This is a genomic window from Streptomyces sp. CNT372, from assembly GCF_000377145.1.
Window position 1 is genome coordinate 77,465 of sequence record NZ_KB897781.1, and the last position, 18,457, is coordinate 95,921.

The 18,457-nt window shown below is 72.4% G+C and carries 22 protein-coding genes; 13 read left to right on the top strand and 9 right to left on the bottom strand.

Annotated elements, in window-relative coordinates:
* Positions 1 to 108 precede the first annotated feature (108 nt).
* The 4 genes from C593_RS0113190 (at position 109) to C593_RS0113205 (ending at position 2,939) form a co-directional block, all read left to right on the top strand.
* Complete coding sequence (locus C593_RS0113190) at positions 109 to 783, top strand: TIGR03086 family metal-binding protein (RefSeq protein ID WP_018847760.1); 675 nt, start codon at positions 109 to 111, stop codon at positions 781 to 783.
* A 61-nt stretch (positions 784 to 844) separates the two neighbouring features.
* On the top strand, positions 845 to 1,468 hold the full coding sequence (locus tag C593_RS29575; protein WP_018847761.1) for a helix-turn-helix domain-containing protein: 624 nt from the start codon (positions 845 to 847) through the stop codon (positions 1,466 to 1,468).
* A 110-nt stretch (positions 1,469 to 1,578) separates the two neighbouring features.
* Positions 1,579 to 2,520: a class I SAM-dependent methyltransferase gene (locus C593_RS0113200; RefSeq protein WP_018847762.1), complete on the top strand. Its 942-nt coding sequence runs from the start codon at positions 1,579 to 1,581 to the stop codon at positions 2,518 to 2,520.
* 128 nt (positions 2,521 to 2,648) lie between these two features.
* On the top strand, positions 2,649 to 2,939 hold the full coding sequence (locus tag C593_RS0113205) for a hypothetical protein (RefSeq protein ID WP_018847763.1): 291 nt from the start codon (positions 2,649 to 2,651) through the stop codon (positions 2,937 to 2,939).
* Here C593_RS0113205 and C593_RS0113210 read toward each other — a convergent pair.
* A complete protein-coding gene (locus tag C593_RS0113210; protein WP_018847764.1) occupies positions 2,900 to 3,385 on the bottom strand; it encodes a YunG family protein in 486 nt (161 codons plus the stop codon). The genes C593_RS0113205 and C593_RS0113210 overlap by 40 nt on opposite strands.
* Positions 3,386 to 3,484: 99 nt before the next feature.
* Between C593_RS0113210 and C593_RS0113215 the strand changes: the two genes are divergently transcribed.
* The 7 genes from C593_RS0113215 (at position 3,485) to C593_RS0113250 (ending at position 9,023) form a co-directional block, all read left to right on the top strand.
* The gene (locus C593_RS0113215) at positions 3,485 to 3,946 is read left to right on the top strand and encodes a nuclear transport factor 2 family protein (RefSeq protein WP_026277651.1); all 462 of its coding nucleotides are present in this window, start codon (positions 3,485 to 3,487) and stop codon (positions 3,944 to 3,946) included.
* A gap of 381 nt (positions 3,947 to 4,327) precedes the next feature.
* Positions 4,328 to 5,512: a helix-turn-helix domain-containing protein gene (locus tag C593_RS0113225; RefSeq protein ID WP_018847767.1), complete on the top strand. Its 1,185-nt coding sequence runs from the start codon at positions 4,328 to 4,330 to the stop codon at positions 5,510 to 5,512.
* 165 nt (positions 5,513 to 5,677) lie between these two features.
* Positions 5,678 to 6,085, top strand: a complete 408-nt coding sequence (locus tag C593_RS29580; RefSeq protein ID WP_018847768.1) for a DUF6415 family natural product biosynthesis protein — start codon at positions 5,678 to 5,680, stop codon at positions 6,083 to 6,085.
* Positions 6,082 to 6,330, top strand: coding sequence for a hypothetical protein (locus tag C593_RS0113235; RefSeq protein ID WP_018847769.1), 249 nt, complete (start codon positions 6,082 to 6,084; stop codon positions 6,328 to 6,330). Before C593_RS29580 ends, C593_RS0113235 begins: the two co-directional genes overlap by 4 nt.
* A 123-nt stretch (positions 6,331 to 6,453) precedes the next feature.
* Positions 6,454 to 6,594: a hypothetical protein gene (locus C593_RS33025; protein WP_018847770.1), complete on the top strand. Its 141-nt coding sequence runs from the start codon at positions 6,454 to 6,456 to the stop codon at positions 6,592 to 6,594.
* A gap of 16 nt (positions 6,595 to 6,610) precedes the next feature.
* Positions 6,611 to 7,786, top strand: a complete 1,176-nt coding sequence (locus C593_RS0113245) for a methyltransferase domain-containing protein (protein WP_018847771.1) — start codon at positions 6,611 to 6,613, stop codon at positions 7,784 to 7,786.
* 541 nt (positions 7,787 to 8,327) lie between these two features.
* A complete protein-coding gene (locus C593_RS0113250; RefSeq protein WP_018847772.1) occupies positions 8,328 to 9,023 on the top strand; it encodes a class I SAM-dependent methyltransferase in 696 nt (231 codons plus the stop codon).
* 31 nt (positions 9,024 to 9,054) lie between these two features.
* On the opposite strand, the gene C593_RS29585 is transcribed toward C593_RS0113250, so the two are convergent.
* From C593_RS29585 to C593_RS0113290, 8 genes are all read right to left on the bottom strand, one after another.
* Positions 9,055 to 9,711: a GNAT family N-acetyltransferase gene (locus tag C593_RS29585; protein WP_037745702.1), complete on the bottom strand. Its 657-nt coding sequence runs from the start codon at positions 9,709 to 9,711 to the stop codon at positions 9,055 to 9,057.
* Positions 9,712 to 10,007: 296 nt separating this feature from the next.
* Positions 10,008 to 11,444, bottom strand: coding sequence for a nucleobase:cation symporter-2 family protein (locus tag C593_RS0113260; RefSeq protein WP_078521526.1), 1,437 nt, complete (start codon positions 11,442 to 11,444; stop codon positions 10,008 to 10,010).
* A 553-nt stretch (positions 11,445 to 11,997) separates the two neighbouring features.
* Complete coding sequence (locus C593_RS0113265; protein ID WP_018847775.1) at positions 11,998 to 13,419, bottom strand: 8-oxoguanine deaminase; 1,422 nt, start codon at positions 13,417 to 13,419, stop codon at positions 11,998 to 12,000.
* A 245-nt stretch (positions 13,420 to 13,664) separates the two neighbouring features.
* Entirely contained in the window at positions 13,665 to 14,612 is a 948-nt protein-coding gene (gene pucL, locus C593_RS0113270) for a factor-independent urate hydroxylase (RefSeq protein WP_026277653.1), read from the bottom strand.
* 6 nt (positions 14,613 to 14,618) lie between these two features.
* Complete coding sequence (gene uraH, locus C593_RS33745; protein ID WP_018847777.1) at positions 14,619 to 15,032, bottom strand: hydroxyisourate hydrolase; 414 nt, start codon at positions 15,030 to 15,032, stop codon at positions 14,619 to 14,621.
* Positions 15,033 to 15,149: 117 nt separating this feature from the next.
* Positions 15,150 to 15,656, bottom strand: coding sequence for a 2-oxo-4-hydroxy-4-carboxy-5-ureidoimidazoline decarboxylase (gene uraD, locus C593_RS33750; RefSeq protein ID WP_018847778.1), 507 nt, complete (start codon positions 15,654 to 15,656; stop codon positions 15,150 to 15,152).
* 141 nt (positions 15,657 to 15,797) lie between these two features.
* Positions 15,798 to 16,121: a helix-turn-helix domain-containing protein gene (locus C593_RS0113285; protein WP_051093694.1), complete on the bottom strand. Its 324-nt coding sequence runs from the start codon at positions 16,119 to 16,121 to the stop codon at positions 15,798 to 15,800.
* Positions 16,122 to 16,222: 101 nt separating this feature from the next.
* The gene (locus C593_RS0113290) at positions 16,223 to 16,495 is read right to left on the bottom strand and encodes a YkoF family thiamine-binding protein (RefSeq protein WP_037745796.1); all 273 of its coding nucleotides are present in this window, start codon (positions 16,493 to 16,495) and stop codon (positions 16,223 to 16,225) included.
* Positions 16,496 to 16,648: 153 nt separating this feature from the next.
* On the opposite strand from C593_RS0113290, the gene C593_RS0113295 reads away from it, so the two are divergent.
* Both C593_RS0113295 and C593_RS0113300 read left to right on the top strand, forming a co-directional pair.
* A complete protein-coding gene (locus C593_RS0113295; protein WP_018847781.1) occupies positions 16,649 to 17,488 on the top strand; it encodes a TIM barrel protein in 840 nt (279 codons plus the stop codon).
* Positions 17,489 to 17,522: 34 nt separating this feature from the next.
* Entirely contained in the window at positions 17,523 to 18,422 is a 900-nt protein-coding gene (locus C593_RS0113300) for a 2-hydroxy-3-oxopropionate reductase (RefSeq protein ID WP_018847782.1), read from the top strand.
* Positions 18,423 to 18,457 lie beyond the last annotated feature (35 nt).

An 18,457-nucleotide genomic window follows, 5' to 3' on the forward strand; every position in this document is an offset into this window, starting at 1 on the left:
GGGCCTGACCTGCGGGGCTGCCGCGCATCCGGGAGAGCGCCCGCGCGAGCCCGGCCGGTCGCCCGGTTCCCGCCGATGAGTTCGCGGGGAGGGCGCGGTCACCCCTGTATGAACGACTCAGCGAGGAACACCTCGGCACAGGCCCCCGCCCCCGCGACCGGTTCCGCCTCGGCCTCCGCTCCCCCGGACCGGCCCGACCTCGGCCCCGTCGCGGAGGGCGTCGCCCGGCTGCTGCCCGGCGTCCCCGACGACCGGCTCGACGGACCGACGCCCTGCCCCGAGTACGCGGTCCGGGACTTGCTGGGCCATCTGCACGGCCTCTCCGCCGCCTTCCGGGACGCGGCCCGCAAGGACCTCGGCCCGAGCACCTCCACCGACCCCGCCTCGCAGCGCCCGGCCCTGCCCGCGGACTGGCGCACCTCGCTCCCGGCCCTCCTCACGGACCTGGCCGCCGCCTGGCGCGTCCCGGACGCCTGGGACGGGATGACGCAGGCGGGCGGCGTCACCTTCCCCGCGTCGGACGCGGGCATGGTCGCCCTCAACGAGCTGCTGGTCCACGGCTGGGACCTGGCCCACGCCACGGACCAGCCGTACGACCCGGACCCGGCGAGTCTCGCCGTCTCGCGCGCGCTGCTCACTCCGCAACCGGGCGCGGCGGTGGAAGCCGACGGGGAGGGCGACGGGCTCTTCGGGCCGGTGGTCCCGGTCCCGGACGACGCGCCGGAGCTGGACCGTGTGGTGGGTCTCAGCGGCCGCCGCCCGGACTGGACCCCGCGCCCCTGAGCCCGGGCCTGGAGAGCCCGGGCCGGGAGCTCCCTTGCCCGCACGGCATACGCTGCTGCCCATGACGCAAAGCGGCGGCCCGCAGGGCGACGGCGAGCTGGACAGCCTGGTGCGCAAGCGGATCCGGGCCCTGCGGGTGGCGCAGGGCTGGTCCCTGGAGGAGCTGGCCGGCCGCGCCAACCTCAGCCAGTCGACGCTCTCCCGGATCGAGAACGGCCGGCGCCGCCTCGCCCTGGACCAGCTCGTCACCCTCGCCCGCGCCCTGGACACGTCCCTGGACCAGCTCGTGGAGACCGCCTCCGACGACGTCGTCACCAGCCCGGTCGTCGACGGCGCGCACGGGCAGCTGCGGTGGCCGGTCAAGGGCGACCCGGGCCTGACCGTCGTACGCCAGCGGATGACCGGGCCGCCCCCGGACAGTCCGGCGCGGATGCGCGCCCACCCCGGCCGGGAGTGGCTCGTCGTCCTCTCCGGCACCGCCGTCCTGCTGCTGGGCAACCGCCGGCTGCGCATCGAGACCAACCAGGCCGCCGAGTTCCCGACGATGCTGCCGCACGCCATCGGGGCGGAGGGCGGGCCCTGCGAGATCCTGGGCATCTTCGACCGCGACGCGCGGCGCGGTCATCAGCGCGACGGGGTCGGCGGCGGCGCCTTCGACGAGTCCGGCACCCCGCGCAGCCCGTGACGACCCGCGGAGCCCGGCCCCTTTGCGTCCACGGCACCCCTGACGGCCATCCTCTTGCGAATTCGGCAAGTACCCGTGCTCCAGGCGCATAGCGGTCGTAGCGTGGATGCATGACCCACACCCACCCGCATACGCACGGCGGCTCGCACCACACCCCGGGCCCCGAGGTCCACGGCGGCCACCGCGACACCCACCCCGCGCCCTCCTCCGCGCCCTACTCCGCCGACGAGCTCGCCGACCAGGCCGAGATCCTCGACCTGGACGCGGAGGTCCTCGCCGGGCACATCGCGGCCATCACCGCCTGGCTGCCCGTCGAGTCCGCGCCACGCCGGATCGTCGACCTGGGCTGCGGCACGGGAGCGGGCACGTTCGCCCTGCTCGACCGCTTCCCCGAGGCGCAGGTCACCGCCGTCGACTCCTCTGCCGAGCACCTGCGGCGTCTGCGGGAGAAGGCGTGTGCGGCGGGGGTGCTGGAGCGTGTGCGCACCGTGCAGGCCGATCTCGACGCCGCCGACTGGCCCGAACTCGGCACACCGGATCTGGTGTGGGCCTCGGCCTCGATGCACCATATGGCCGACCCGGACCGGGCCCTGCGCCGCGTCCGTGAACTCCTGACCCCCGGCGGGCTGTTCGCCGTCGTGGAGCTGGCCGGCTTCCCCCGGTTCCTGCCCGCGGACGCCCCGGCGGACCGGCCCGGGCTGGAGGAGCGCTGCCACGCGGCGAGCGAGCCCCGCCACGCCGAGCACATGCCCCACCGCGGCGCGGACTGGGGCCCGATGCTGACCGCCGCCGGGTTCACCGTGGAGGGCGAACGCACCGTCGCCGTGGACATCGAGGGCGCCGGTGACCCGGCGGTGGGCCGCTACGCGCTCACTGCCCTGGGGCGGCTGAGGCACAGCGTGGCGGACGCCCTGCCGCCCGAGGACCTGGCCGCGCTGGACCGGCTGCTCGACACCGACGGCCCGCACAGCGTCCTGCGCCGCGACGACCTCGCGGTCCGCACCGAACGCGCCGTCTGGGCCGCGCGCCGCCCCCGCCCCCACCCCTGCTGAACCACCGCGAACCTGCCGGCGCCGCCTCCCATTACCTCGTACGGCCCAGCCTGACCGGCCCGCGAAGGGGAAGTGAGTGTGCGTCACCCACCGGTGATCACCACCCCCACTTCTCCCACGGAGTCGCCATGAAGCCCTGGAAGCACGCGCACCCGAACCCGTCCCACCGCACCGCCGCGGCCGCCGCCACGGCGATCGCCGCGAGCGCGGTCCTCACCCTCGGCGGCGCCACCACCGCTGTGGCCGGCGACCTCGACGGCGTCGCGGCGCCCATGGGACCGGTCAGCGTCGCACTGTACGACGTCGAGAACGAGGTGACGGTCGGCGGCACGGAGTACGAGAACGAGACGCTGGTCGAGGTCCGCGACGGCGTGCTGATCTACGAGGTCGACAACGAGGTCGAGCCGGCGGACGACTGACCGGACGGTTCCCGGCCGCCGGGGCTCAGCGCCCCGGCGGCCGGGGCCCCCTCCCGGACACCCAGCCGCTCCAGCACCCGCGCCCGCAGGAGCAGGTACTCGTCCCGCAACCGGCGCAGCTCGGCCAAGGGCGGCCGGGGCACGACGACTCCCTCCGTCACGACCTCGTGCGGCGCGAACTGCTCACGCGTCAGGTCGATCTCGACGCCCTCCCCCAGACGGTTCCACCAGTGGAAGTCCACCCGACGGCCGTCCACGTGCACCTCGCCCCGCAACAGCTCCCCGCCGAGCAGATCGTTGACCACCAGTGCCGTGACCCCGCACTGATCCCGCGCGGGATTCGCGGCCGTCCACCGCGCCCGGGACTCGGGCGTACAGGTGCCGGCGTCCCAACTGCTGCGAACGGCCTGCTCGATGTCGGCGAGGAGAAGCGGTGTCGTGGTCATGGGCGGAGCATGGCACGGGGTGCTGACAACGGGCCGTTCTGCCCGGCCTCACCGGCGGGCGCTTGACCTCAACCAAGGTTGAGGTCGCACGCTGTGGTCATGACTTCCTACACCGCAACGGACCACACCGAGATCGCCCAGCTCGTCACCGCCTTCTTCCGGGCCCTGGACGAACGCCCCGTCGCAGGCGACCCGACCCGCCCCTTCTTCACCGAGGACGCCCGGACGGTGACGCCCCTGGGCGCGTCGGAGGGCGCGGACGCGATCGGCGCGGACACCCGGGTCGCGCTGGAGCGGTACGCCCGCACCCGGCACATCGCCACGGACGTGCGCGTCGCGGCCGCCGACGGGCCGGACCGGGCGACGGCCCGCTGGAACGCGCTGATGACGCACATCCACCACGAGTCCACCCTGCGGGAACGCGGGGAGGGCGCCGATCCGGAGTTCGTGGTCGCCGGTTCGTACGAGGCCGAGTTGCTGCGCACCGCGGCGGGCTGGCGGATCAGCCGGATGACCATCGAGGTGGAGTGGACCACCGGGCAGCCCCCGGCGCTGGTCTGACTGTCTCGCCCCGGCCACCCCGACGACCCACCGGAACCCCGGCGGCCGGCCGTGGGTGCGCTTCGGCCCCGGCGGCCGCCGCAACGCCGGGGCCGACCTTGATGTCGGCGGCGCCGTCGACCGCGATCCTGGCCAGGCCGTCGAGCTGGCGCGCGCTGAGGAAGACGAGGTACTCGGCCTCGAGTGAGGGCGCCGGTCGGCCTCTCCCAACCGTCTGCTCCGCCGGTCCCCATCTGCGAGGGCCGGGGCTCCCGGTACGCCCTGGGTACCCTGGTCCGGTAGTTTTCTGCTCCCCGCCCACGCGGGGATGCTCCGCACGAGTCCCGTCCCGGTTCGCCTGCCACCCGCTCCCCGCCCGTGCGGGGAGAGACGGAGCCCCGCATGCATGCTCTCCCGCACGACCGCACCGGTGCACGGATCAAGAGGCTTCGGCTTGAGCGCCATCTCACGCAACGCGCGCTCGCCGACCTGTCCGGCGTGTCGTACAGCACCCTCACCAAGACCGAGCAGGGTGTCATCGCGGCCTCCCCCTACCTGATCGCCTGCGTCGCACGTGCCCTGCGCGTGGACGTCTCCACCGTCACCGGGCAGCCGTACGTCACGGAACTGCGCGCGGATGAACTCGACGTGCTGATACAGCCCATCCGCGAATCCCTCGACGTGTACGACCTCGGCGCCGATCCCGAAATCCAGCCCCGTGCCGTCCCTCTGCTCAAGGCAGACGCGGATGCGCTCCTCAAGGCGGTACGCGCCGGTGAGATCAAGCAGGCCGCAGGGCGGCTCCCCGGCCTCGTTCTGGAGACCACGACCGCTGCCCACATCGCCGACTCCACCGAGGGCTGGCTTCTGCTCGCCAGTAACTACCGGACCGCCTACGACATCGCCGTGAAGCTCGGCTTCCCGGATCTCGCCACGATCGCGCTCTCCCGGATGGAGTGGGCGGCGCAGCGTGCGTCGGACGCCGTGGTGGGCGGCACGTACCGCTACATGCGGGCGCTGACCTACCTGCGAAGCGGCCAGTTCCGTACCGGTGAACGCCTCGTCTCCCTCGGCCTCGGCACGCTCGACCAGGCGGACGAGGGGCGTGTCCGGGACGTCGTCACCGGACAACTCCACCTGGGTGCCGCCGTGATGGCCGGCCGAGCAAAGGATCACGCACGGGCGGAGGGGCACCTCGCCGAGGCGGAGCGCATCGCGGAGTCGACGGGCGAGGCGGTCGACGTCCACTGTCTGTCGTTCGGCCCGACCAACGTTCGCGTCCACCGCGTAAGCGTTCTCGCCGAACTGGACCGGTACGACGACGCTGCCCGCGCGAACGACGGCCTGCGGATTCCCGGTGACTGGCCTGCCTCTCGGCGATCGCACCACTACGCGGAGGTGGCACGCGCCCAGATGTGGACCGGAGACCTCGACAACGCGTTCGCGAACCTTCTGCGCTCGCGCAAGGCGGCCCCACAACAGGCCCGTTACCACCAGACCGTACGGGAGACATACGCCGGGCTGGAGGCTGCGAAGCGCCGACTGCCCGACAGTTTTCTGTCGTTCGGCAACTGGCTCGGAGCCTGACGCCCGAGCGAACCGTTGGCCCTGACTATCAACAGCTGCTGATAGTCAGGGCCTTTGCGCGGGGTCACGATGGCGTCTCCGCCGGTGAGGAACCGGCAGGTGTACGGCCCCGGCGACCGCTGCAACGGCCCCGGGGCATGGCCCACGCTTACAAGGAGCGTCGACATGCAGAACGATACGGCGGGCCCCCCGCCGTCCGACCCGGCGGCCCCTGAACCGGAGCCGCCGCCCGTCGCGGTCGCCCGCATGCGGGACACGGCGCGGCGAGTGCTCGCGCTGGGCGGGGCGCCGCCGTTGCGGGAGGAGCTGGAGCCGCTGACGGACGGCCTGCACCAGTACGTACGCCTGCTCGTCCCCGAGGTGCGCGCGCTGATCCGGGCGCGCCCCGCGGACGACCCGCCCTCGCGCGTCGCACAGGTCGGCGTGGAGGAGGCGTGGCGTCGGCTGCACACCGCACCTGGTTTCGGCCCGGACGCGGCGTACCGGCACGCGTGCCGGTTGGCCCGCTCGGTCCTGGCGCTCTGCGACCACTACGAGACGCTGAACCCGCCGATCGCGTCGGAGATTCGGTGACCGTGCCGGCCGGAGGCGTCGAGGACGGCAACGGGGTGGCCGCCCGGGCGGTCACGCGCCGGTTCGGGGTGTGCCTGTTCTGTCCGGAGCCGGCCCCGGACGTCCTGCTGGACGTGGAGGACGCCGCTTCCGGCCCCGGCTTCCCCGTCACCGCACACCGCGCGTGCGCGGCCCGGCACCACGAGCCCGTGATCGGCGGCTACGACCCTGAGCGGTGGGGGCGCGCCTGGGGCGTACGTCGGTGAGGGGCCGAGGCCCCACAACCCCATGGCGACCGTATCGGGGCAAGGGTCGCACGGGCGGGCCGAGGTGACCGGCCCGGACCTCCGCCCACGTCAGGACACATCGAACACTTCCAAGGAGACAACATGACCAAGCACCACATGGATGATCCCCACATGATGGCCGCCGACGGGGGCGGCGGGGACGGTGGTGACAGCCTGCCCGGCCAGCCCTGGCCGGGGCCGCCCGTTCCGCCGTCGCCCGACGGTGGGCCGAGGGCGGTCTGAGGTGTGTGCCGCGCACATGGGTGGGGAGCGGCCCGGCCTGGGCTGCTCCCCCGCCGGGCTCGACCCGGTCTCGGTGCCAGAGTGGGCCGACACGTACCGGGCCGTTCCGCGCGGACCGTTCCTGCCGGACGTCATATGGCCGTACGACATGGAGTCCGGCACCACTGTTGCGGTCGACCGTGTGGTGGAGCCCGCTATGTGGCAGGCATATATGGATGCCAACTGCCCGATCGTGACCCAGTGGGACGACGGCAACCACGACGCGCGGGAGCCCGGGACCGTGCCGACATCCTCCGCGTCCATGCCGTCCGTGGTCCTGCGCATGCTGGACGAGTTGGACGCCCGCCCCGGGCACCGCGTCCTGGAGATCGGCAGCGGTACCGGCTGGAACGCCGCACTGCTCGCGCACCGGCTGGGCGCCGACCGCGTCGTCACCGTCGAGGTCGACGCGCGGGTGGCCGAGCGGGCGCGGGCGTCCCTGGCGGCATTCGGGCTGCCGGTCCGGGTCGTCACCGGTGACGGCGCCCTGGGGTGGGCGGACGGCGCGCCGTACGACCGGATCATCGCAACGGCCGGCATCCGGGACATCCCGACGGCATGGCTGAGGCAGGCCCGGCCGGGCGCAGTGGTCCTGGCCCCGTGGGGCACACACTTCGGCCACCAGGACGCGCTGGTGCGGCTGGTAGTGGCGGACGACGGTCTGAGCGCGACGGGCCGCTTCACGGGCCCGGTCGAGTTCATGAAGCTGCGTGCCCAGCGCACCGCGTTCGCGGGCCACGAGGCGTACGTCCCGGACAGGGTCGGCGGCGCCGAGCACTCGAAGCCCGAGGTCTCGGAGCAACGTCTGCTGGGCGAAGGCCCGTTCGCGCCTGTCCTGTTCGCAATCGGGCTCCGCGTGCGGAAGGTGTGCCACCAGCCGGCGGCGAAACGGGAGGGCGCGCGGCCGGTGTGGTTCTACGGCCTGGACGAGGACGAGCGCCGCCGTTCATGGGCCTGCGTGATGCTCCGCGACAACCACGACCACGCGGACGCCTGGCAGTCGGGCCCTCGCCGCCTGTGGGACGAGGTGCGCGAGGCGCTGGAGTGGTGGGAGGCGCAGGGGCGCCCTGGCTATGACCGCTTCGGTCTGACGGTGTCGGGCGGAGGCCAACGGGCCTGGCTGGACGACCCGTCGGCGTCGTGGGAGCGCTGAGGAGCACCGGGCGGGGGTACCGCGCTGATACAGAGCAGTGCGGGCGGGCGAAGCTTCGCGGAGCGTAGGCTGCGGGGCCGGGAAGGTCGGGGCGCGGGGGAAGGGAGGGGCGCGATGGGGCTATTGCCGGATTCTGCGAAAGTGCACGGAATCGCGGTACCGGCGCGGTAAAGCCGCAGCTCGCGGAGCCTGCTCCCCGCGCGTGCGAGGGTGTTCCCGACATCCTCAGGCCCGGCTACATCGACGTCGTCTGCTCCCCGCGGGCCACGGCACTTACCGGTGCAGTCGGGTCGGCGGGGGTCCAGGTCCGGCCCGTACGGGGATGGACGGGGACGAGGAGGATGTCGACGTCCGGGCCCGGGGAGGGCCGTCCGGGTCCGGCGAGGACGGCGCGCCGCTTCCGGGAGCCTGCAGGAGCAGGGCGTCGAGCGTGCGTGGGAACACGTCTGCGGCCAGACCGCACAGGTGCGGGCGTTCCAGCGGGCGCGGACGCGGTAGACCCACCGCAGCAGGCACCTCCGCAGGACTACAGTCCCCGACCATGAACGAACCGACCTACCTGCAGACGACTCGCGTGGCCTATGACACCGTCGCCGCCGACTACGCCGAGCTCGTGCCTCCGGCGTTCGAGAGGGACCTCTACGGCCGAGCGATGATAGGCACGTTCGCCGAGCTCACCCGGGCGCTCGCCGCCGGGCCGGTCGCCGACCTCGGCTGCGGGCCCGGCCATGTGACGGCACACCTGCAGTCCCTCGGGGTGCCCGCCTTCGGCATCGACCTGTCGCCGAAGACGGTCGCGGTGGCCCGCCGCAGGCATCCCGACCTGCGGTTCGACGAAGGGTCGATGGCTGACCTGGACCTCGCCGACGCCAGTCTCGGAGGCATCATCGCCTGGTACTCCATCGTGCACACTCCTCCGGAGCTGCTGCCAGGGGTGTTCGCGGAGTTCCACCGCGTGCTGGCTCCGGGGGGCCATGTTCTGCTGGCCTTCAAGGCCGGTGACATGCTCCGGCACCTGGAGCACGCGTACGGGCACGAACTCTCCCTCGACGTCTACTGGGTGTCTCCCGACCGCGTCGCCGAGATGCTGAGCCGGACCGGGCTCGTGGTGGACGCGCGGCTGATCCGCGAGCCCGACGAGCAGGAGAAGCCCCGGCAGGGGCAGCAGGCATACCTCGTGGCCCGGAAGCCGGTGAAGTCGGCTGGAGACCAGGGAACCCGGGCAGCCGAATCGTGAACAGAGCCGCCCACCCGGCCCGTGGCGGCTGCTACTCCTCGATCATCGTCCGGTCAGCCGCCGCGTCCGGGAGCCCGTCGAGTCCCGTGCTCTCTAGGCGCGGCTCGCGCCACATGGACCACAGCACCGGCCCCTCTCCCGGCAGGCGCAGTTCCTCGCGGACCGTGAAGCCGAAGTGCTCGTAGACGGGGATGTTGGACGGCTTGGAGGACTCCAGGTAGACGGGCTGCCGTGCCGCGTCCGCCCTGGCGAGGCCCGAGCGGAGCAGCGCCGCGCCGTGGCCCTGACCCTGGGCCGCCGGGTCCGCACCGATGACCGCGAGGGACCAGTGCGGCTCGCGGGGTGCGTGAGTGGCCGCCAACTGGACAAGTCCACCGAAGAGTTCGGCGCGGTCGCCGAGGATGTTCCGCAGCTCCTCGATGGTCTCCGCGTCGGGTACGGCCTTGGCTTGCGCCTCCGGCGCCACCCAGAACGCGGCCGCCGCGTCGGTGCGTTCGCACAGGCCGTGGTGGACGTACTGCCGGGTGAGGATGGTGGCGAAGTAGCGTTCCATCGCGGGCCGGTGTGATGCGTGGTCGGGAAAGAGCCACCGCATCATCGGGTCGTCCTCGAAGGCGCGGGCCAGGACGCGGCTGACCAGCGGGGCGTCGTCGATCGTCACCGTTCTGGGCGCATTTGCTATCGGCATACGGGCCATTCTGCCCGTGATGATCTTGGGCGGTGCGGCGGGGTACGGCGGGGGGTGCGGCGGGGTGCGCCCGGCAGGCGGGGCGGGGTCCTGCTGCTCCTGGAGACCGGCCTACTCGACGAGGTCGCCGTCGCCGCCCAGGTTGGCGACGATCCGGTGCCCTCATGGGTGCGTTCGTGCACGCGCAGGTTGCGTTCCCACCCCCGCCGCAACCACACACCAGCGGGCCCGGTCCCCCACAGGACCGGGCCCGCTCGGCGTCGTCCGGGGCGCGCCCCCGGGTCGGTGCGGCCGGGTCAGTGCACCCGGGCCGGGTCGTCGGCGGGCGCCGGGGTCGGGCGGCGCTGCGCGCCCACCGCGCCTGCCCCGCCCGGGCCGGCGCCGTCCGCCCCGTCCCCGCCCCCCGGCCGCTTCTCCGAGAGGTCGTCGCCCGGTTCCATCGGCGCCGTCACCTCGTCGGCCGTGTCGCGGCGGCGGCCGGTGTGGTTGAAGAGGAGGTTGAGGACGACGGCGGCGACGCAGCCCGTGGAGATGCCCGAGTCCAGGATGATCTTCGCGGTCTCCGGGAAGGCGTGGTAGAACTCCGGGGCGCTGATCGGGATGATGCCGACCGCCAGCGAGACGGCCAGGATCAGGACGTTGTTGTCCTTCTCCAGGCCCGCCCGGACCAGGGTCTGGATGCCGCTCGCCGCGACCGAGCCGAAGAGGACGACGCCCGCGCCGCCGAGGACCGGGCGGGGGACGACCGCGATGAGGGAAGCGGCGACGGGCATCAGGCCCATCAGGACGAGGACACCGCCGCCGCAGGCGACCACGAAGCGGCTGCGGATGCGGGTCATGGCGACCAGGCCGATGTTCTGGGCGAAGGCGCTGCACATGAAGCCGTTGAACAGGGGGCTGATCGCCGAGCCGAGGGTGTCCGCGCGCAGGCCGGCCGCGATGGTCTTCTCGTCCGCCTTGCGGTCGACGATCTCCCCGAGGGCGAGCATGTCGGCCGTGGACTCGGTCATGGAGACGACCATGACCACGCACATCGAGATGATCGCGGCGAGCGCGAACTGCGGTGCGCCGAAGTGGAACGGGGTCGGGAAGCCGACCAGGTCCGCCTCGGTGACCGGCGAGAAGTCGGTGATGCCGAAGGGGATCGCGATGAGCGTGCCGAGCACCATGCCGATGAGGACGGCGATCTGCTTGAGGAACCCGCGGGTGAAGCGGCGCAGCGCGAGGACGATCACCAGGGTGATGGCCGCGAGGGCGAGGTAGGTGGACGAACCGTAGTCGTCCGCCGCCGGGTTGGGGCCCTGGGCCCAGCCGAAGGCGACCGGCAGCAGGGATATGCCGATCAGGGTGATGACGGTGCCGGTGACGACCGGCGGGAAGAAGCGCACCAGTTTGCTGAAGAAGGGGGCGGCGACGAAGCCCAGCAGACCGGCCACGATGATGGCGCCGAAGATGATCGGGAGGGCGTCGTCCTTGCTGGGCGCGGTGTCGACGATGGCGAGCATCGGGGCGACGCCGGCGAAGGTGACGCCGTTGACGAACGGGAGCCGGGCGCCGATCTTCCAGACGCCGAGGGTCTGGAGGAAGGTGGCGAGGCCCGCGGTGAAGAGGCTGGCTCCGGTGAGGAAGGTGAGTTCCTTGGCGGAGAGGCCGACGGCCGCTCCGACGATGAGGGGCGGGGCCACGACTCCCGCGTACATGGCGGCCACGTGCTGGAGGCCGCTGGTGAACATCCGCAGGGGTGGCAGGGTCTCGTCGACCGGGTGTTTGCGGTCGGGGGTGCCGGAAGTGTCGGGGGTGTCGGGGGTGCCGGAGCCCGGCGGGACGGGCGCGTCGGCGGTGTCGGAGCCCGGCGGAGCGGGCGCGTCGGGTATGTGGGGGGTGTCGGCCCCCCGGGGGCCAGGGGTGTCGGCGGGGTTTTCGGAGTGCTGGTTGTGCGCGGCCACGGCGGTGCCTCCGGTCGGAGAACATGTCGTCGGCGACATGTGTTTTCAGGGAGGTGGTGCGGGTGGTGCAGGGGAGGTGCACTTACCGGTCGCCCGAGCCGGTGGTGCGTGAAGGTGATGTGTGAAGGTGATGTGTGACGCGTGACGCGTCCTGCTCTGTGCGTGACGCGTGATGCGTGACGCACAACGCGGAAACGCGCGTGCGCGGTTGACACGAGTCACCGTCCCCGGGGGCGCGTACGACGGGCGTACCCGCCCCCGGTTCCGGCTGCCGCGGGCCCCGCTCGGGTCCGCGGCACGCCGGCCGGGGGCCGTCCCCCCCGACCGGAGCCTTTCGGGGTCAGCCCTGCGCGGCGATCCGCGCGAGGCGCTGTGCCTCGTCCCGCGTGCTGCGGGCGATGGCGTCCTCGTCGACCGTCGTCAGACGGCCGTCCTCGACGACCGGCTTGCCGTCGACGAGGGAGAGCGTCACGGGGGCCGCCGCGCCGAAGACGAGGGCGACGACCGGGTCGGCGATGGAGGAGTGCGCGAGGGTGTCGAGCTTCCAGAGGACCACATCGGCGACCTTGCCCGGCTCCAGGGAGCCGATCGCGTCGGCGCGGCCGAGGACCTGGGCGCCGCCGTAGGTGCCGAGCCGCAGCGCCTGGCGGGCGTTGAGCGCGGCCTCGCGGTGGGCGCCGAGGCGGTTGATGAGGAGGGCGTTGCGCAGTTCGGTGTGGAGTTCGCCGGACTCGTTGGAGGCGGTTCCGTCGACGCCGAGGCCGACGGGGACGCCCGCGGCGAGCATGTCGGGGACGCGCGCGATGCCCGCGGCGAGACGCGCGTTGGAGGAGGGGCAGTGGGCGACGCCGGTGCCGGTGCGGGCGAACGCCTCGATGTCGGAGTCGTTCATGTGGACGCAGTGCGCCATCCACACGTCGTCGCCGAGCCAGCCGGTGGACTCGAAGTAGTCGGTGGGGCCCATCCCGAACAGCTCGTGGCACCACTTCTCCTCCTCCACGGTCTCCGAGCCGTGGGTGTGGAGGCGTACGCCGAGGCGGCGGGCCAGTTCGGCGCCCTGCTTGAGGAGTTCGGTGGAAATGGAGAACGGGGAGCAGGGGGCGACGGCGACCTGGGTCATGGCGTCGAAGGAGGCGTCGTGGTGGGTGCGGACGGTCTCCTCGGTGGCGGCGAGGGCGCCTTCGAGGGTCTCGACGGCGAAGTCCGGGGGCAGGCCGCCGTCCTTCTCGCTGCGGTCCATGGAGCCGCGGGCGAGGGTGAAGCGGACGCCCATCTCGCGGGCGGCGCCGATGATCGCGCCGGAGAGGTCGCCGGAGCCCCGCGGGTAGACGTAGTGGTGGTCCATGGCGGTGGTGACGCCGCCGCGGGCCATCATCGCGAGGGAGCCCTGCGCGGCGGAGCGGGCCATGGACTCGTCGATGCGGGCCCAGGTCGGGTAGAGGGCGACGAGCCAGTTGAAGAGGTTGTGGTCGGTGGCCAGGCCCCGGGTGATCCACTGGTAGAAGTGGTGGTGGGTGTTGACCAAACCCGGGGTGGCGAGGTGGCCGGTGGCGTCGACGCGGCGGACGACGTTCGCCAGGCCTGCCGGGGCGGGTCCGGCGCCGATCGACTCGATGCGGTTGCCGGCGACCACGATGTGGCCGGAGGCGTACTCGGTGTCCTGCGCGTCGACGGTGGCGATCGCGCAGTTCTCGATCACGACGCGCTCGGCGTGCGCGGAGGCGGCGTCGGCGGTGGCGTCGGGGGCTGCCGAAGGTGCCATGGTGCTTCCTTCTTCTGTCTCGGTGTCTGGCGGGACGGGCACGGCAGGACCCTGGGAGACTTTGAGTGCCGCGGCCGGGTGGCCGCGGGTGCCGCGATGGTGGGGAGCGGGGACGGGGACGGGTCGGGGACGGCTTCGGACTCGGGTGAGCGGGGCGGCCGCTCCGGCGCGCCCCCGGGGGACCGCCGGCCGGACGGCCCGCCCCGGGTCGGGGGCGGGGCCGTCCGGCAACGGCCCGCCGGAGGTCAGAGGTTGGTCATGTCGACCGGTATCCGCGGTTCGGTGCCGTCGCGCAGCACGGTGGCCTCGATGAGGCCGTACGGGCGGTCGGCGGCGAAGTAGACCTCGTTGTCGTTCTTGAGGCCGAACGGCTCCAGGTCCACCAGGAAGTGGTGCTTGTTGGGGAGGGAGAAGCGGATCTCGTCGATCTCGCTGCGGCTGTTGATGATCCGCGCGCCCATCTGGTACAGCGTCTGCTGGAGGGAGAGGGAGTAGGTCTCGGCGAAGGCTTCGAGCATGTGCTTCCTGGCCTGCGCGTAGGACTTCTCCCAGTGGGGCATGCGGTCCTCGTCCGAGGTCCAGTTGTAGCGCCACTGGGCGGCGACCTGGGTGGCGAGGATCCGGTCGTACGCCTCCTTGAGGGTGGTGTACTTGTCCTTGACGTAACCCCAGAACTCGGAGTTGGTCGAGTTCATCACGACCAGGTCCTTGAGGCCGGAGATGACCTGCCAGCTCTCGCCGTCGTAGGTGATCTCGGTGGTACGGGTCTCCTGGCCCTTGCGGACGAAGGAGTGCTTGACCTCGTCGGCGCCGATGAACTTCGAGTTGCCGTCGGAGGTCTCGATCCGCTCCCAGGCGTACTCCTCGATGCGGATGCGCGCCCGATGGATCGGCTCCTGGCTGGTGACGAAGTGGCGGGCGAGGTGGATGCCGAACTGCTCGGCGGACTCGATGCCGTACTCCTTGGCGAACGCGTACACCGTGTTCTTGGTGGTGTCGGTCGGCAGGACGTTGGCGTTGGAGCCGGAGTAGTGGACCTCCTCCATGTCGCCGGAGAGGGCGACGGAGACGTTGAGGTCCTTGATGTGGTGGGTGTCGCCGTCGCGGGTGATCTTGACGACGCGGTTCTCGGCCTTGCCGTACTGGTTCTGGCCCAGGACCACAGGACGGGCGAGACGGGGATTGGCTGTCATTGTCTGCTAGCTCCCTCGGTAAACGGAGTAGCCGAACGGGTTGAGCAGCAGCGGTACGTGGTAGTGCTCGCCCGGCACGACGGCGAAGGTGATCGCCACTTCCGGGAAGAACGCTCCGTGCGCACCGCTGTCCCGATTCGCGGGGGCGTCCTGCTGCACATCGGCTTGCGTGGTGGCGGCTTCGCGACCGGTGAAGTACTCCTCGGTCGCGAAGTCCAGACGTACATGGGTGGTGCCCTCCGGCAGTGCCGGCAGGTCCTTGCAGCGCCCGTCCGCGTCGGTCGCCGATCCTCCGAGCGCCTGCCACTCCGCGCCGGGGCCCGGTCGGGCCGACAGGGAGACGGCGACGCCCTCGGCGGGGCGGCCGATGCTGGTGTCCAGGATGTGTGTGGACACCGATGCGGTGGTGTGGGTGCTCATGCGCTTCTTCCTCGAAGGGTCCGAAGGGTCCGAAGGGCCCTCAGGGGCTGCTCGAAGGGCTCTCCGGCGGGCACGGACGGGACGCGGTGGCGCCGCCCGCGGGCGGCGCGTCCAGGTTCAGCCGGACTCGGCCAGCCGGGCCAGCCGGATGCGGTTGATCTTGCCGAGTTCGGTGCGCACGATCGCGCGCTCCTGCTCGGGCGTGTTCCCGATCCGCTCCCGCAGGGCGTCCCGCATCTGCTCGCCGGTGCGTCCGGTGGCGCAGATCAGGAAGACATGGCCGAACCGGTCCTGGTAGGCCAGGTTGAGTTCGAGCAGCTCGGCCTTGAGGTCCTCGGACGCCCCGGCCATTCCGCTCTGCTCGCGGGCGGAGGTCGGGTCGCCGGGCTTGGGCCGGCCGATGGGCGGGTGGCCGGCCATCGCCTCGGCGAGGTCGTCGGCACTCAGTTCGGCCGTGGCGGTGTCACTCGCCCGGTAGAGCGCCTCGGCGTCGGCGTAGGGGCGCTGGGCGAGCAGCTTGCCGCCCCAGGCCGAGGAGGCGCACACCTCGTGCAGTGCGGCCAGGGCCGCACGGTCCTCGGAGGCGTTGAACCGGGCAAGGCCCGGATGCTGGAGTTCAGTCACGGGAGCCTCCGTGGCGTGATCTTCTCGGTACGTCGGACGGGCTGCGGATAGCTAACGCCCTGCCGAAGTCGACGTCAACACTTTGTTGAAAAATCGCGGTAACAAACCGCCACTCCCCTCGCACCGGCTCCCGGGCGGCGGTCAGGTGCCGCCCTGGGAGGCGTTCGCCCTGTTCAGGTAGTTGTAGACGGTGAAACGGCTGACGCCGAGGGCGCTCGCTACCGTCTCCACACCGTGGCGGACGGAGAAGGCACCGCGTGCCTCCAGGGTGCGGACGACGGACTGCTTGGTCCGGCGGTCCAGTTCGGCGAGGGGCATGCCGTGCCGGCGTTCCAGCGCGGCGAGGATGTGGTCGAGGGAGTCGGCGAGCTGCGGCAGGCGGACGGCCACGACCTCCTCGCCCTCCCAGCTCAGCACCACGTCGTCGTCCCGCGCCTCGCCGGGGGTGATCAGGACGCCGCCCATGGCGTCGACGAGCGGTTTGACCGCGTGGGCGAGGGCGTGTTCCCCGAACGCCGCCTCTCCCCGGGCGCCGCCGGGGGCGTCCACCTGCTCACCGGTGCCGCTCATCCCCGACCCTCCGCCACGTCCTGCGCGGGGCCGCCCACCACGTTGACCTGGAGGGACACCCGGGTCGCCCCGTTCTTCAGGGCCTCGCGCAGCAGGGTGTCGACCGCGCCCAGTACCGCGTCGGCGCCGCCCTCGGCGGTGTTGCCGAAGGGGCCGACGTCCACATGGTCCAGCCCCGCGCCCTGGACCACGTCGCGGGCCGCCAGCGCGTGGGCCGGCGGTTCGTCGAGGTCGAACGGCTCGGTCGTGAACTCCACTCTCAGTCGCACCATGCCCCCACGGTAGCGGCGCTCCGGACGGGTTCCGCGGGGCCCGGGGGCGGTCTTTTTCTCGGGGGCGTCTTGACAGGCTCGCTCACCGCCGCACAGAATTCCGTTAAGCAGAAAGAAACTTCCGCAATACGGAAGGAGCGCACGGCCCTCATGGGATACGCAGACCAGCGCTTCGATGTGAACCTCTCGATCCTCTTCACGGAACTCCCGCTCCTGGAGCGCCCCGCGGCAGCCGCCGCGGCGGGCTTCACGGCGGTCGAGCTGTGGTGGCCCTGGATCGACACCCCCACCCCGCCGCAGGCCGAACTCGACGCCCTGAAGAAGGCGCTCGACGACGCCGGCACACAGCTGGTGGGCCTGAACTTCTACGCCGGCGAACTGCCCGGCCCGGACCGCGGCGCCCTCTCCCTCCCGGGCGAGGAGTCCGACCGCTTCCGCGCCAACATCGAGGTCGCCGCGGACTTCGCCGCCTCGGTCGGCTGCACGGCGCTCAACGCCCTCTACGGCAACCGCGTCGACGGCGCGGACCCGCAGGTGCAGGACGCCCTGGCGCTGGAGAACCTGGTCCTAGCGGCCCGGGCCGCCGACCGCGTCGGCGCGATCCTGCTCGTGGAGACCCTCAACAAGCCGGAGTCCCCGCTCTACCCGCTGGTGAGCGCCCCGGCCGCGATCGAGGTCGTGGACAAGGTGAACGCGGCGACCGGCCTCGGCAACGCCAAGTTCCTGCTGGACGTCTACCACCTGTCCATGAACGGCGAGGACGTCTCCCAGGTCATCAAGGCGTACGCCGACAAGACCGGCCACGTCCAGATCGCCGACAACCCCGGCCGGGGCGCCCCCGGCACCGGCTCCCTCCCGCTGGAGCAGCTCCTCGACGAGCTGGCGGCGGCGGGCTACACGGGCTGGATCGGCCTGGAGTACAAGGCGGGCGACCGCCCGGGCGCCGCGGCGTTCGACTGGCTCCCGGCCGGCGCCCGCGCGGCCAACTGACCCACCCCGAAGCGTTTTTCAGAGAGGTACCCTCATGAGCACTTCCTCCTCCAACCCGAAGGTCGCCTGGATCGGCCTCGGCATCATGGGCTCCCCCATGTCCGAGAACCTGCTGAAGGCGGGCTACGCCGTCACCGGCTACACGCTGGAGCAGGACAAGCTGGACCGCCTGGCGGCCGCCGGCGGCACCGCCGCCTCCTCGATCGCCGAGGCGGTCCGGGACGCGGACGTCGTGATCACGATGGTGCCCGCCTCCCCGCAGGTCGAGGCCATCGCCTACGGCCCGGACGGCATCCTGGAGAACGCGAAGGCCGGCGCGCTGCTGATCGACATGTCCTCGATCACCCCGCAGACCTCGATCGACCTCGCGAAGGCCGCCGCGGAGAAGGGCGTCCGGGTGCTCGACGCCCCGGTGTCCGGCGGTGAGGCCGGCGCGATCGAGGCCGTGCTCTCCATCATGGTCGGTGGCGAGCAGGCGGACTTCGACACCGCGAAGCCGCTGCTGGAGGCGCTGGGCAAGACGATCGTGCTGTGCGGTCCGCACGGCTCCGGCCAGACGGTGAAGGCGGCCAACCAGCTGATCGTGGCCGTCAACATCCAGGCCTGCGCCGAGGCCGTGGTCTTCCTGGAGAAGTCCGGTGTGGACCTGACGGCCGCGCTGGACGTGCTCAACGGCGGTCTGGCCGGTTCCACGGTGCTGACCCGCAAGAAGGACAACTTCCTCAACCGGGACTTCAAGCCGGGCTTCCGGATCGACCTGCACCACAAGGACATGGGCATCGTGACGGACGCGGCCCGCACGGTCGGCGCCGCTCTCCCCGTCGGCTCGGTCGTCGCCCAGCTCGTCGCCTCGCTGCGCGCCCAGGGCGACGGCGGGCTCGACCACTCCGCCCTGCTGCGCTCCGTCGAGCGCCTCTCCGGCGCGCAGCTCTGATCCGCCGCCCGGTCCGGGACCGCACAGGTCCGGGC

Bases quoted from the DNA above. Each gene is read 5' to 3' on its own strand.
- C593_RS0113300 (WP_018847782.1), top strand. From the start codon at position 17,523: ATGAGCACTTCCTCCTCCAACCCGAAGGTCGCCTGGATCGGCCTCGGC.
- C593_RS0113225 (WP_018847767.1), top strand. From the start codon at position 4,328: ATGCATGCTCTCCCGCACGACCGCACCGGTGCACGGATCAAGAGGCTT.
- C593_RS0113265 (WP_018847775.1), bottom strand. From the start codon at position 13,419: ATGGCACCTTCGGCAGCCCCCGACGCCACCGCCGACGCCGCCTCCGCG.
- C593_RS0113285 (WP_051093694.1), bottom strand. From the start codon at position 16,121: ATGGGCGGCGTCCTGATCACCCCCGGCGAGGCGCGGGACGACGACGTG.
- C593_RS0113215 (WP_026277651.1), top strand. From the start codon at position 3,485: ATGACTTCCTACACCGCAACGGACCACACCGAGATCGCCCAGCTCGTC.
- pucL (WP_026277653.1), bottom strand. From the start codon at position 14,612: ATGACAGCCAATCCCCGTCTCGCCCGTCCTGTGGTCCTGGGCCAGAAC.
- C593_RS0113210 (WP_018847764.1), bottom strand. From the start codon at position 3,385: ATGACCACGACACCGCTTCTCCTCGCCGACATCGAGCAGGCCGTTCGC.
- C593_RS29575 (WP_018847761.1), top strand. From the start codon at position 845: ATGACGCAAAGCGGCGGCCCGCAGGGCGACGGCGAGCTGGACAGCCTG.
- C593_RS0113260 (WP_078521526.1), bottom strand. From the start codon at position 11,444: ATGTTCACCAGCGGCCTCCAGCACGTGGCCGCCATGTACGCGGGAGTC.
- C593_RS29580 (WP_018847768.1), top strand. From the start codon at position 5,678: ATGCAGAACGATACGGCGGGCCCCCCGCCGTCCGACCCGGCGGCCCCT.
- C593_RS0113205 (WP_018847763.1), top strand. From the start codon at position 2,649: ATGAAGCCCTGGAAGCACGCGCACCCGAACCCGTCCCACCGCACCGCC.
- C593_RS33025 (WP_018847770.1), top strand. From the start codon at position 6,454: ATGACCAAGCACCACATGGATGATCCCCACATGATGGCCGCCGACGGG.
- C593_RS0113295 (WP_018847781.1), top strand. From the start codon at position 16,649: ATGGGATACGCAGACCAGCGCTTCGATGTGAACCTCTCGATCCTCTTC.
- C593_RS0113245 (WP_018847771.1), top strand. From the start codon at position 6,611: ATGGGTGGGGAGCGGCCCGGCCTGGGCTGCTCCCCCGCCGGGCTCGAC.
- C593_RS0113200 (WP_018847762.1), top strand. From the start codon at position 1,579: ATGACCCACACCCACCCGCATACGCACGGCGGCTCGCACCACACCCCG.
- uraH (WP_018847777.1), bottom strand. From the start codon at position 15,032: ATGAGCACCCACACCACCGCATCGGTGTCCACACACATCCTGGACACC.
- C593_RS0113190 (WP_018847760.1), top strand. From the start codon at position 109: ATGAACGACTCAGCGAGGAACACCTCGGCACAGGCCCCCGCCCCCGCG.
- C593_RS29585 (WP_037745702.1), bottom strand. From the start codon at position 9,711: ATGCCGATAGCAAATGCGCCCAGAACGGTGACGATCGACGACGCCCCG.
- C593_RS0113250 (WP_018847772.1), top strand. From the start codon at position 8,328: ATGAACGAACCGACCTACCTGCAGACGACTCGCGTGGCCTATGACACC.